Annotated in this window: 11 protein-coding genes and 2 tRNA genes; 3 read left to right on the forward strand and 10 right to left on the reverse strand. The window is 52.2% G+C overall.

The window, feature by feature from the left end:
- Positions 1–113 precede the first annotated feature (113 nt).
- The 7 genes from rpsO to WC7_RS04885 all read right to left on the reverse strand — a co-directional run bounded on the left by rpsO (position 114) and on the right by WC7_RS04885 (position 7192).
- Entirely contained in the window at positions 114–383 is a 270-nt protein-coding gene (rpsO, locus tag WC7_RS04915) for a 30S ribosomal protein S15 (RefSeq protein WP_000059465.1), read from the reverse strand.
- 272 nt (positions 384–655) lie between these two features.
- Positions 656–1600, reverse strand: coding sequence for a tRNA pseudouridine(55) synthase TruB (gene truB / locus WC7_RS04910; RefSeq protein ID WP_016154666.1), 945 nt, complete (start codon positions 1598–1600; stop codon positions 656–658).
- Positions 1600–2004, reverse strand: coding sequence for a 30S ribosome-binding factor RbfA (gene rbfA, locus WC7_RS04905; protein WP_003024988.1), 405 nt, complete (start codon positions 2002–2004; stop codon positions 1600–1602). Before rbfA ends, truB begins: the two co-directional genes overlap by 1 nt.
- A gap of 220 nt (positions 2005–2224) precedes the next feature.
- On the reverse strand, positions 2225–4915 hold the full coding sequence (infB, locus tag WC7_RS04900; RefSeq protein WP_016154667.1) for a translation initiation factor IF-2: 2691 nt from the start codon (positions 4913–4915) through the stop codon (positions 2225–2227).
- A 24-nt stretch (positions 4916–4939) separates the two neighbouring features.
- Positions 4940–6427, reverse strand: a complete 1488-nt coding sequence (gene nusA, locus WC7_RS04895) for a transcription termination factor NusA (protein WP_003024992.1) — start codon at positions 6425–6427, stop codon at positions 4940–4942.
- 28 nt (positions 6428–6455) lie between these two features.
- Positions 6456–6908, reverse strand: a complete 453-nt coding sequence (gene rimP, locus WC7_RS04890; RefSeq protein WP_003024996.1) for a ribosome maturation factor RimP — start codon at positions 6906–6908, stop codon at positions 6456–6458.
- Between the two features lie 207 nt (positions 6909–7115).
- Positions 7116–7192: transfer RNA gene (locus tag WC7_RS04885), tRNA-Met, on the reverse strand.
- A gap of 334 nt (positions 7193–7526) precedes the next feature.
- Between WC7_RS04885 and argG the strand changes: the two genes are divergently transcribed.
- Positions 7527–8870: an argininosuccinate synthase gene (gene argG, locus WC7_RS04880; RefSeq protein WP_003024998.1), complete on the forward strand. Its 1344-nt coding sequence runs from the start codon at positions 7527–7529 to the stop codon at positions 8868–8870.
- A gap of 203 nt (positions 8871–9073) precedes the next feature.
- On the opposite strand, the gene WC7_RS04875 is transcribed toward argG, so the two are convergent.
- The 3 genes from WC7_RS04875 to WC7_RS04865 form a co-directional block, all read right to left on the reverse strand.
- Positions 9074–9160: transfer RNA gene (locus WC7_RS04875), tRNA-Leu, on the reverse strand.
- Positions 9161–9169: 9 nt separating this feature from the next.
- Positions 9170–9502 carry a preprotein translocase subunit SecG gene (gene secG, locus WC7_RS04870; RefSeq protein WP_003025000.1) on the reverse strand — a complete coding sequence of 111 codons (333 nt, stop codon included), beginning with the start codon at positions 9500–9502 and terminating at the stop codon, positions 9170–9172.
- A gap of 167 nt (positions 9503–9669) precedes the next feature.
- Entirely contained in the window at positions 9670–10563 is an 894-nt protein-coding gene (locus tag WC7_RS04865) for a LysR family transcriptional regulator (protein WP_016154668.1), read from the reverse strand.
- 148 nt (positions 10564–10711) lie between these two features.
- Between WC7_RS04865 and iadA the strand changes: the two genes are divergently transcribed.
- Together iadA and dcuC are read left to right on the forward strand one after the other, a co-directional pair.
- Positions 10712–11845: a beta-aspartyl-peptidase gene (gene iadA / locus WC7_RS04860; RefSeq protein ID WP_016154669.1), complete on the forward strand. Its 1134-nt coding sequence runs from the start codon at positions 10712–10714 to the stop codon at positions 11843–11845.
- Positions 11846–11855: 10 nt separating this feature from the next.
- Entirely contained in the window at positions 11856–13322 is a 1467-nt protein-coding gene (gene dcuC / locus WC7_RS04855; RefSeq protein WP_016154670.1) for a C4-dicarboxylate transporter DcuC, read from the forward strand.
- Positions 13323–13364 lie beyond the last annotated feature (42 nt).

A 13364-nucleotide genomic window follows, 5' to 3' on the forward strand; every position in this document is an offset into this window, starting at 1 on the left:
CCTCTGCAACGGAAGATCATTCATAGCAACAATACATTAGTTTCCAGCGAATTGCTGCCATCTGCTGGAAAAAAGGGGCCATGAAGGCCCCCTCTTTCTGAAACTCGAAAGAATTAGCGACGCAGACCCAGACGCTCGATCAGCGCGGTGTAACGTGCAACATCTTTACGTTTCAGGTAGTCGAGCAGTTTACGACGCTGAGAAACCATGCGCAGCAGACCACGACGGCTGTGGTGATCTTTTTTGTGCTCTGCAAAGTGGCCCTGCAGGTGGTTAATCTGTGCAGTCAACAGAGCAACCTGAACATCGGTAGAACCGGTGTCGTTTGCATCACGACCAAACTCAGAAACGATTTTAGCGGTAGCTTCAGTACTTAGAGACATTTTAAAACTCCAAAGTGTTAAGAATGAAAGGATGCCGATCTCTAATTCAGCTATCCCAGTGTATACACGCCTTCTTCAAACTGACCCTGCGCTGGCTGTGTCCGCTCACCTCGGTCACTTACCTGAGTAAGCTCCTGAGGATCCTCAGACCTGCCGCCTTGATGCAGCTCGAATGATTTTGTGTACACGCCACGCAGATTGTTAAACAATTTACGCGACGTTAAGCGGCAGTATTCTACTCGCAGCGCCCTTTTATCGCAAGACAGAGAGCGCTATGCAGGATACTCAACCACCAGGCGACGAGGGGCGACACGACCTTCATCGTCCATCTCCCCCATGCCGATAAACTTGCCGTCATCGCCTTCCGTCACGCGCACCAGCCCTTCAAGCGGCGCACCTGACGTCCGTACCGGGTTACCATTTTTAAAGTAAACCGAGGATGTTAAAGGCAAATTAACAACAGGGTAGTCCGATGCAGGACTGTCCATTGGCATCAGCAAAGGATCCAGCAGCTGCGCCGCCGGAATGTTCTGCTGTTCGGCCTGTTCAACCAGCTCATGCAGATATTCCAGCGTAACCATACGATCCACCGGATACTTGCTGACCGTCAGACGACGCAGATACGTTACGTGCGCGCCGCAGCCCAGCTTCTCACCGAGATCGTCAACGATGGTGCGAATATAAGTGCCTTTGGAGCAGTGAACTTCCAGCTCCAGCTCGTTACCTTCGTGGCGAATAAACAGCAGCTCATAGACGGTAATCGGGCGCGCTTCACGCGGCACTTCAATGCCCTGACGCGCATATTCGTACAGCTTTTTACCCTGGTACTTCAGCGCCGAATACATTGACGGAATCTGCTCGATATCGCCGCGGAAAGTCTCCAGCGCGCTGGCAAGCTGCTCTGCGCTGAAGGTTACCGGACGCTCCTGCACAATTTGCCCATCGGCATCGGAGGTGTCGGTACGCTGGCCCAGACGGGCAACCACACGATAGCGTTTGTCAGAATCCAGCAAATACTGGGAAAACTTAGTCGCTTCACCGAGGCAGATAGGCAGCATGCCTGTCGCCAGCGGATCCAGCGCGCCGGTATGTCCCGCGCGGTTGGCATTGTAGATGCGCTTTACTTTTTGCAGTACGTCATTGCTGGACATGCCCTGCGGCTTATCCAGCAGCAGAACACCGTGAATGTCGCGACCACGACGACGAGGACGACTCATCAGTCCTCCTTGCTGTCGTCCGCTGGGTTCACACGACGCTCATCGTCATGTTTCACCACGCTGGTCACCAGGTTGGACATGCGCATCCCTTCAACTAACGAATTGTCGTAGAAGAAGGTCAGCTCAGGCACGATACGCAGACGCATTGCTTTACCCAGCAGAGAGCGGATAAAACCAGAGGCTTCCTGCAGTGCCTTAATGCCGTTTTTCACGGCAGCTTCGTCCTGATCGTTGAGGAAAGTCACGAACACTTTAGCGTATGCCAGGTCTCGGGACATCTCAACACCCGATACGGTGGTCATCATACCAACACGCGGGTCTTTGATTTCGCGTTGCAGGATGAGTGCGATTTCTTTCTGCATCTCCTGCGCGACACGCTGTGGGCGACCAAATTCTTTCGCCATAATAAATTCTCCAGAATAAAGACAAAAAAGGGGCCATAAGCCCCTTTTTAAATTTCTTGCCGGGTGGCGCTTCGCTTCCCCAGCCTACACTTAATCATCTTCTAAGGATTTTGGGTTGCAGCAAGGCGGCAAACTCGTAAATCCCCGGGAGCATAGATAACTATGTGACCGGGGTGAGCGAGCGCAGCCAACGCAGTTGCGGCCCAAAAGACGACGAAGATTATGCGATGGTACGTTTGATCTCGATAATCTCGAACACTTCGATCATATCGCCAACGCGAACGTCGTTGTAGTTCTTAACGCCGATACCACATTCCATGCCGTTACGGACTTCGTTGACGTCATCCTTGAAGCGGCGCAGGGATTCCAGCTCACCTTCATAGATAACCACGTTGTCGCGCAGTACGCGGATTGGGTTGTGACGTTTAATCGTGCCTTCGGTAACCATACAGCCTGCGATAGCGCCGAATTTCGGTGATTTGAACACATCACGAACTTCAGCCAAACCAATGATCTGCTGTTTCAGTTCCGGAGACAGCATGCCGCTCATCGCTGCTTTCACTTCGTCGATCAGATGATAGATGACGGAGTAGTAACGCAGATCCAGGCTTTCTGATTCGATAACTTTACGTGCAGAGGCATCAGCACGGACGTTGAAGCCAACCAGAATCGCGTTGGATGCCGCAGCCAGGGTCGCGTCGGTTTCGGTGATACCACCTACGCCAGAACCGATAATCTTCACTTTTACTTCGTCGGTAGACAGTTTCAGTAAAGAGTCGGAAATCGCTTCTACAGAACCCTGAACATCGGCCTTCAGAACGATGTTCACTTCGTGAACTTCGCCTTCGGTCATGTTGGCGAACATGTTCTCCAGTTTAGATTTCTGCTGACGAGCCAGTTTAACTTCACGGAATTTGCCCTGACGGTACAGTGCAACTTCACGGGCTTTCTTCTCGTCACGAACAACGGTAACTTCGTCACCCGCAGCCGGAACACCGGACAGACCCAGGATTTCCACCGGAATGGACGGACCCGCTTCCAGTACTTCCTGACCCAGTTCGTTACGCATCGCGCGAACGCGGCCGTATTCGAAACCACACAGTACGATGTCGCCTTTGTTCAGCGTACCTTCACGTACCAGCACGGTAGCAACCGGACCACGACCTTTATCCAGGAAGGATTCGATAACCGCACCGCTCGCCATACCTTTACGCACAGCTTTCAGTTCCAGTACTTCGGCCTGCAGCAGGATAGCATCCAGCAGTTCGTCGATACCGGTACCCGCTTTCGCAGAAACGTGAACGAACTGGCTCTCGCCGCCCCAATCTTCCGGCATGATGCCGTACTGGGACAGTTCGTTTTTAACGCGATCTGGATCCGCTTCTGGTTTATCGATTTTGTTGACTGCAACCACTACCGGCACACCTGCCGCTTTCGCGTGCTGGATAGCTTCGATAGTCTGCGGCATCACGCCGTCATCTGCTGCAACAACCAGAACAACGATATCCGTTGCCTGAGCACCACGAGCACGCATGGAGGTAAACGCGGCGTGACCCGGGGTATCCAGGAAGGTGATCATACCGTTGTCAGTTTCAACATGGTACGCACCGATGTGCTGAGTAATGCCGCCCGCTTCGCCAGAGGCAACTTTCGTGGAGCGAATGTAGTCCAGCAGAGACGTTTTACCGTGGTCAACGTGACCCATGATGGTCACTACCGGTGCGCGCGGTTCTGCCGCAGCGCCGGTGTCACGGTCGCTCATTACTGCTTCTTCCAGCTCGTTTTCACGACGCAGGATAACTTTGTGGCCCATCTCTTCGGCAACCAGCTGTGCGGTTTCCTGGTCGATGACCTGGTTAATGGTCGCCATTGCACCCAGCTTCATCATCGCTTTGATGACCTGAGAACCTTTGACTGCCATCTTGTTCGCCAGATCGCCAACGGTGATGGTTTCGCCGATCACAACGTCACGGTTAACGGCCTGAGCCGGCTTCTGGAAGCCCTGCTGCAGAGCGGAACCTTTACGCTGCTTACCGCCTTTACCGCCGCGAACCGCTGCACGCGCTTCTTCACGGTCAGCTTTAGATTCAGCGTGTTTGTTACCTTTCTTCGCCGGACGCGCTGCTTTCGTGCTGCGAGTACGACCACGGCCGCCTTCTACTTCACGATCGTTCTCGTCTTCTGCCTGGCGAGCATGCTGAGAGGTGGTGACGTGATAATCGCTGGTATCTTCAACAGGTTCAGCGTTATTCACACCATTCTTCTCGTTTTCTTCCGCCATACGGCGAGCTTCTTCCGCTACGCGGCGCGCTTCTTCTTCAAGCTTGCGACGTGCTTCTTCTTCCGCTTTACGCTTCAGTTCTGCGGCTTCATTTTCACGGCGGGCTTTTTCGGCCTGGGCGGTTTTAGTCATATCGTCGGTCTGTTGATTGCTCACTTTGTCTTTTTCCGCAGCTTCACGTTTCGCTTTATCAGCGGCTTCACGCTTAGCTTGTTCTGCGGCCTCACGTTCGGCTTTTTGTTGCGCCTCGCGTTTGGCAGCTTCTTCTGCCTCACGACGGGCTTGCTCTTCCGCTTCACGCTGCGCCTGCTCTTCCGCGGCAAGGCGTTCAGCCTCTTGCGGATCGCGTTTCACAAAGGTGCGTGTCTTGCGGACTTCGATTTGTACCGATTTGCTTTTTCCACCGGTACCTGGAATATTGAGAGTACTGCGCGTTTTACGCTGCAATGTCAACTTATCGGGCGCTGAGCCGTTTTCACGGTTCAGATGCGCCAGTAAGGTTTGTTTCTCTTGTGCGGACACAGAGTCGTCAGCAGACTTCGGGATACCTGCATCAGCAAATTGCTGTACCAGGCGATCCACGGAGGTCTGTATCTCTGCAGCCAGCGTTTTTACGGTTACATCTGTCATACTGTTCCTTCCTGCTACAGTTTATTACGCTTCGTCGCCGAACCAGCAAATATTACGGGCAGCCATAATCAGCTCACCGGCTTTTTCGTCGGTCAACCCTTCGATATCAGCCAGATCATCAATGCCCTGTTCAGCGAGATCTTCCAGCGTACAAACACCACGGGCAGCCAGTTTGAAGGCCATCTCACGATCCAATCCTTCCAGATTCAGCAGATCGTCAGCCGGTTTGTTATCACCGAGACTTTCTTCCTGGGCCAGTGCCAGAGTGGTCAGTGCGTTTTTAGCACGCTCGCGCAGCGCTTCAACGGTCTGTTCATCCAGGCCGTCAATTTCCAGCAGCTCTTTCATTGGCACGTAGGCCAGTTCTTCCAGCGTCGCAAAACCTTCTTCTACCAGAACTGTCGCGAAATCTTCATCGATATCGAGATATTTGGTGAAGGTATCAATGGCTGCATGTGCTTCAGCCTGATGCTTCGCCTGCAGGTCATCAACGGTCATCACGTTGAGTTCCCAACCGCTCAGTTGTGAAGCCAGGCGGACGTTCTGACCATTACGTCCAATCGCCTGAGCCAGGTTACCGGCTTCAACCGCGATATCCATGGTGTGTTTGTCTTCATCCACCACGATAGAAGCGACGTCTGCTGGCGCCATTGCGTTAATCACGAACTGCGCCGGGTTATCATCCCACAGGACGATATCGATACGCTCGCCGCCCAGTTCGGTAGAAACCGCCTGAACGCGCGCACCGCGCATACCCACACAGGCGCCGACCGGATCAATACGCTTGTCGTTGGTCTTAACGGCGATTTTCGCACGTGAGCCCGGATCGCGAGCAGCCGCTTTAATTTCGATCACTTCTTCGCCAATTTCCGGCACTTCAATGCGGAACAGCTCTATCAGCATTTCCGGTTTGGAACGGGTTACGAACAGCTGGGCACCGCGCGCTTCCGGGCGTACAGAGTAAAGAACGCCACGAATACGGTCACCTGGGCGGAAGTTTTCACGCGGCAGCATGTCTTCACGCAGGATCACGGCTTCAGCATTGCTGCCCAGATCCAGAGAAATGTTGTCGCGGTTAACTTTCTTCACAACACCGGTGACGATTTCGCCTTCGTGTTCGCGGAACTGATCGACAACCATTGCGCGTTCGGCTTCACGTACTTTCTGTACGATAACCTGTTTCGCGGTCTGGGTGGTGATACGGTCAAAGGTGACAGATTCAATCTGATCTTCAACATATTCGCCCACGTTCAGGCTTTCGTCTTCGAAGCGTGCCGCTTCCAGCGTAATTTCTTTGGTCGGCTGAGTAACTTCTTCTACGATTACCCAACGACGGAAGGTATCGAAATCACCGCTTTTACGATCGATTTCTACGCGAACGTCGATCTCTTGCTCATATTTTTTCTTTGTTGCTGTAGCCAGCGCACTTTCCAGCGCTTCAAAAATTTTCTCGCGTGGCAGCGCTTTTTCGTTGGATACGGCTTCAACAACAGCCAAAATTTCTTTGTTCATCGCGGGCTTTTCACCTCAATCCAGACTGTTAAAAGTGGGGAACCAGGTTCGCCTTCTGGATATTACTCAGCGCGAACACTTCATCTTTACCTTCGACTGTGACCGTGATCATCTCACCATCCACCGCTTTGATAACGCCCTGCCATTTACGACGGTTTTGTACCGCCATACGAAGAACCAGCGTCACTTCTTCACCCAGGAAACGCACGTAGTGTTCAGCTGTGAACAGAGGACGGTCGAGACCCGGAGAGGAGACTTCCAGGTTGTAGGCAACGGTGATTGGGTCTTCGACATCCATCACGGCGCTTACCTGATGGCTCACATCAGCACAATCATCAACATTGATGCCATCTTCACTATCAATATAGATGCGCAGTGTGGATGTGCGACCACGAATAAATTCGATGCCGACCAACTCGTAGCCCAGGGCTTCAACTGGCGCTGTAATCATCTCTGTTAATTTTTGCTCTAATGTGGACAAGCCCACCCCCAAGACATAAAAAAAGGGCCTAAAGCCCAGTTATTCTGTAGTCAGATAACAAAAAACCCCGATAAATCGGGGCTTTATATAACTGAACCCTATAACCGCACCTGCGGTTCGGAAAACCTTCCGAAAGAATTTTTTTCAAATCCAGCTACGAAGGCCTAAGTCTTCACAGTATATTTGAAAAAGAACTCTAAGGGAAAGTGGTTGCGGGGGCCGGATTTGAACCGACGACCTTCGGGTTATGAGCCCGACGAGCTACCAGGCTGCTCCACCCCGCGCCTGAAACGTGGCAAATTTTACTCGTTTTGGGTAAAAAATGCAAATACTGCTGGGATTTGGTACCGAGGACGGGACGTAAAATCTGCGCACAGTATATTGATTCACTATGCGGTATGTCAACCTTGTTACGACTATGCAAATCAATGAATGCTGCCCAGCGAATATTCGACCAGATAAATGTGTCACCCGCGCCGTTATTTAACGAAATTATCACTAAACTCTTCCTGTCATCCAGAAAAGATGATTAAATGAAAACTCACTTATTTTGCATAAAAATGCAATTAGTATAATAAGCCGACCTCTTCACCAGTCTATCAAGCAGGGTTTTATTTTATGACGACGATTCTCAAGCATCTCCCGGTAGGTCAACGTATTGGTATCGCTTTTTCCGGCGGCCTGGACACCAGTGCAGCACTGCTGTGGATGCGACAAAAAGGGGCTGTCCCATATGCATATACTGCGAATTTGGGCCAGCCGGATGAGGATGACTATGACGCCATTCCTCGCCGTGCAATGGAATATGGTGCTGAGAATGCTCGCCTGGTAGATTGCCGTAAGCAGCTGGTTGCCGAAGGGATCGCTGCGATTCAGTGCGGTGCATTCCACAACACCACCGGCGGACTGACCTATTTCAATACCACTCCGCTGGGCCGTGCTGTCACCGGCACCATGCTGGTTGCGGCCATGAAAGAAGATGGCGTAAATATCTGGGGTGACGGTAGCACCTATAAAGGTAACGATATTGAACGTTTCTATCGTTACGGTCTGCTGACCAACGCCGAACTGCAGATTTACAAACCATGGCTGGATACCGATTTTATCGATGAACTCGGCGGTCGCCATGAGATGTCCGAATTTATGATTGCCTGTGGTTTTGACTACAAGATGTCCGTTGAGAAAGCGTACTCCACGGACTCCAATATGCTCGGGGCGACCCACGAAGCAAAAGACCTCGAATTTCTGAACTCCAGCGTCAAAATCGTCAACCCGATTATGGGCGTGAAATTCTGGGATGAGAGCGTGAAGATCCCGGCAGAAGAAGTCACCGTGCGTTTTGAGCAGGGTCATCCGGTTGCGCTGAACGGTAAAACCTTCAGCGACGACGTTGAGATGATGCTGGAAGCCAACCGCATCGGCGGTCGTCACGGTCTGGGTATGAGCGATCAGATTGAAAACCGTATCATTGAAGCAAAAAGCCGGGGCATCTACGAAGCTCCGGGGATGGCATTGCTGCACATCGCCTATGAGCGTCTGCTGACCGGGATTCACAACGAAGACACCATCGAGCAGTATCACGCGCACGGTCGCCAGCTTGGTCGTCTGTTGTATCAGGGCCGCTGGTTTGACTCTCAGGCGCTGATGCTGCGTGACGGTCTGCAGCGTTGGGTTGCCAGCCAGATTACGGGTGAAGTGACGCTGGAACTGCGTCGCGGTAATGATTACTCAATCCTCAACACCGTGTCTGACAATCTGACTTACAAACCAGAACGTCTGACGATGGAAAAAGGCGACTCAGTATTCTCTCCGGATGATCGTATCGGTCAGTTGACCATGCGTAATCTGGATATCACTGATACCCGCGAGAAGCTGTTCGGTTATGCGCAGTCTGGCCTGCTGACCGCCTCTTCCACAACCGGCCTGCCGCAGGTTGAGAATCTGGAAAACAAGGCGAAGTAAATATTCATCATCTTCAGGCCGCGAAAGCGGCCTTTTTTATGCGCAGAAAATAGGGATGTTCTGTTACCCTGAGGCCTGATAAGCCTGGCATCATCAGGTATTGTAATAGTCGGATGGCGTCCTAAATGTCTTATCCGACCTACAGAACTACCACAAATGACAGACGAAAAAAAAGACGCTTTGCAGCGTCTTTTTTTGGAATTTGGTACCGAGGATGGGACTCGAACCCACAAGCCCGTTAGGGCACTACCACCTCAAGGTAGCGTGTCTACCAATTCCACCACCTCGGTACAGAATACTTAGCGTGGGATATCGCTGGTCGGCTGAGCCGGAGCAGCTGGCTGAGTTTGCTCGGTTTTCGCCGGTGCACTCAGATTTTCCCACTCACTTCCTTTATTGGTCTTATTGCTGTTCATGTTACCCAGCACCAGACTGATGATGAAGAACAAGGTTCCCAATACAGCTGTCATGCGGGTCATGAAGTTACCAGAACCACTTGAACCAAACAGAGTACCAGAAGCGCCTGCGCCAAAAGAGGCTCCCATATCAGCGCCTTTGCCTTGCTGCAGCATGATCAAGCCTACCAGGCCAATTGCCACAATAAGGAAAACTACTAAAAGAGCTTCGTGCATAATCAACCTGTTCCTTGCGGAGTTGCCGCGTACAATGCTTCGACCATTAAAGCGGGAATGTTTACTGTTTCCCACTGAAGCGGGTGTGAATACTAACCAAAGCGAATAACCTTCGCAAGGGCAATTTGTTGGCATTGTATCAACTGCGGAAAAAATCGCCATATCAATCAAAAACGCAGCAACTTCTCCCAGCATCTCTGCATGACGGCGCGTTGATCGTCAAGATTCGCCCATACCACAACGGGGATTTCACAAATCAGGTCAGCGTTTTCTGGCCAGCAGTGAATAATTTGCTGGTTCACCAACTCTTCCGCCACCATCGATTCGGGTAACCATGCCATTCCCATATGCCGCAGCACCATTTCTCGTATCGTTTCGCTTAAACCACTCTCAAACACTTTTTTCAGACGTGGGCGGACGCGTTGTTCAGCTGGCTCAATAATGCGTCTGACAAAGGTGTAGTCGCTATAGCATAGCCATGGGATCGGCACATGCGGATCGTTAAGCGCATTAGCCAACTGCGCAGAAATAACCGGTATAAATCGCTCATACCGCCATAGTGAACGTTTTAACCCTCCGGCAATCTCCAGCCCCGGCTGCGAAGATGGTAAATCGTAGGTCACCAGAAGATCGATTTGCCGATCTATCAAGGCGTTAAAGTGGTTGTCTATCCCCTGAATACTGGCATTAACCGTAAAATTTAACTGCGGTTCGCTCTGTCGCAGATAGTTGATCATATCCGGCAGGATATTCACCGACAGCGTATGCAGGCTAACCATCACCAGCGTATTGTCCGTTGCTGGCGTCATCGCCGATAGCTCGTGGCGCGCCTCTGTTAGTGTACTGAGGACGTGCCGGGCATAGGGTTCAAAGCGTTCACCATAGCGTGTCAGCGTAACGGGGGTCGTGGTCCGGTCAAACAACGGCACCCCTAACACCTCTTCCAGCGCCTTTATACGCCGACTGAGTGCGGGTTGAGTAATATGCCGCTGCGCCGCGGCCTGAGAGTAGTTTCCATGCTGACTCAATGCCAGAAAATCTTCCAGCCACTTACAATCCACGTTGAACTCTCCACCATGCCATAACCGCATCCTCCAATACCAAATCGGTAATAGTCATAGTTATAGTAATGGCTTTATGGTGGGCATCATAACAACAATATTCCTTTTCACCTGCCGACTCTCACCCACGACGTTTGACAGGACCGATATGTTTACTTTATTGACCAATGCCCGTGTTTTTTCTCCCGAGGATTTAGGCCTCTGCTCCCTGCTCATTCATGCCGACCGAATTGTGGCGGTAGAAAAAGATATTTCCCTGTTTGATGGTGTCGACGAGGTCATCGATTGTCATGGCAAATGGGTTATCCCAGGCATAATCGATCAGCATGTCCATCTTACCGGTGGCGGTGGCGAGGCTGGATTTGCCAGCCGAACGCCAGCCGTCAAGCTACGCGATCTGATTCAGGCAGGTATTACCACGGTTGTCGGCGTGTTAGGTACCGATGCCATTTCTCGTTCACCCAAAGACCTCTACGCCAAAATGCAGTCTCTCAACCTTGAGGGATTACGCGCATTTATGCATACCGGAGCCTACGCGGTACCCAGCCCAACCATTACGCGATCCATCCGCGATGACATGACCTTTATTCCAGCGATTCTTGGCGTCAAAATCGCCCTCGCCGATCACCGTGGTTCTTACCCCTCTTTCCAGGAATTGCTGAGAATAGTAAGCGATATCCGCGTGGCTTCCCTGCTGGCAGGCAAAAAAGGGTTACTGCATGTACATCTTGGAAATCTGCCGGAAGGGATGTCGCAGCTTATTGAGCTGTGTGATGCAGGCATTCCGATTCACCACATTTCACCGACCCATGTTGCGAGAACAGCGCCCTTGTTCGAACAGGCGATTGCGTTCGCTCATCGTGGCGGCCATATCGACGTTACGTCTGGCGGTAGTCGCTTTATGCCTCAGGAGCAGGCAATCCTCCACGCTCTGGAAGCCCAGGTTCCAGCCGATCGCATCACGATCAGCTCTGATGGTAATGGCAGCGTTCCGCGCTTCAACGCCCAGGGTATTGTGGAAGGCTTAAGCGCGGCACCGGTCGCAGGTAACCTTAATCTTCTTCCTCGCTTGATTGATGTGGGGATCCCTGTGCCACAAGCGATCGCGATGTTGACGGCAAACGTTGCGCGCTCGTTGGGTATTTCCGGCGGCGTGCTCTGCGCCGGGGAACGTGCCGATATCTGTGTACTCAATGATGACCTCTCGCTGGCCCATCTGTTCGCTGCGGGTAAGCCGTTGCTGCGGGATGGCGAGTGCCTGGTTACTGGCAACTTCGAGTAAGGGGGCAAGAATGTCATTATTACTGGCGCTAATTGCCATCATTTTTGCCGGACGTCTGATCCTCAAAAAATATCACCCCCAGTCAGTGTTGCTGTTGACCGGGATTGTGCTGCTGCTTATCGCGCATTTTAGCGGGATGACCACGCTCAGTGACCTGGTGAAAAAAAGCACCGGATTCGGCCCCTTTGATGCCTTTGAGTTTATTCGCGATACCCTGAGCGTGCGCCTCGGCGGCCTTGGGCTGCAAATTATGCTGATTGGTGGTTTCGCTACATATATGTCGGCCATTGGCGCAAGCCAGGTGCTGGTTCGGGTGACGTCTCGCCCTTTGCAACGCCTGAACTCACCGTATCTGCTGTTGGGACTGGCGCTGTTGCTGGGTCAATTCCTGTCGCTGTTTATCAGCAGCGCCACCGGGCTGGGTCTGCTGTTGATGGCGACGCTCTACCCGCTGCTGACCCGTCTTGGCTGTAGCCGCGCTGCCGTTGCCGCCGTTATCGCCAGTACCTGTGCGGTTGAATTTGGTCCAGGTTCCGGCAACTCGGTTCTCGCCGCCAAAACCGCAGGCATCGAGGTGGTGAACTATTTCGTGCAGGATCAGTTGCCGATCGTCGTCCCCGTTATTCTTTTCATCGCCCTGTTACATATTGTTGTGCAACGCTTTTTCGACCATCGGGAAAGCGGTGACGGTGTGGCTCAGCAGATGCAGACATTAACGTCGACCGATGAAACTGAAGCACCGATCGCCTGGCTTTTTCTGCCCATGCTGCCGCTGGTGTTGATGCTGGTGTGCAGTGATTTAGTATTCAGTTCGCTCAAAATTACGCTGGATACCGCCGTACTGATAAGCCTCGCCATTACCCTGGTTTGTGAGTATTGCCGTCATCGTAAGGCGCGCGAGGTGATGGCAGGCGTACAAAAAGTCTTTGACAGCATGGGCAGCGTTTTTGCCACCGTCGTCACGCTGATTATCGCCGGTGAAGTCTTTTCAGCCGGACTGAAAGCTATTGGCGCCGTCGATGCGCTGCTGTCGCTTTCCGGTGAATTTGGCCTCAGCGCCGCCTCTATTATCCTGCTGATGACCCTTATCACCTTTGCAATTTCAGCGCTAATGGGCTCCGGAAATGCGGCGTTTTTCTCCTTCGCCCCGATGGTACCGGACATCAGCCGTCATATCGGTAGCGACATCGCAGTCATGATGTTGCCTATCCAGATATCGGCGGGGATTGGTCGTACGTTATCCCCCATTGCCGGCGTCATCATTGCTATCGCGGGAATTGCAGGCGTCTCACCTGTGGACATTGTTAAGCGCACCGCGATTCCGATGCTGGGCGGTTGGTTACTGATGATTGTGCTGACCTTTGCCCGGTCAGGGCATTTGCTGGCGGTTCTGCCGTGGCTGGCAGTCCTTGTAATATTAATGATCGGTGGTTACTTCTGGCAGCGCCGACATAAACAGTCACTTCCCGTACAGTAAAAAAAAACCGGAGTCCCAGACTCCGGTTTTCACTGTCTTTAG

It is taken from the genome of Citrobacter sp. KTE151 (assembly GCF_000398845.1).
Classification (GTDB): Bacteria; Pseudomonadota; Gammaproteobacteria; order Enterobacterales; family Enterobacteriaceae; genus Citrobacter; species Citrobacter braakii.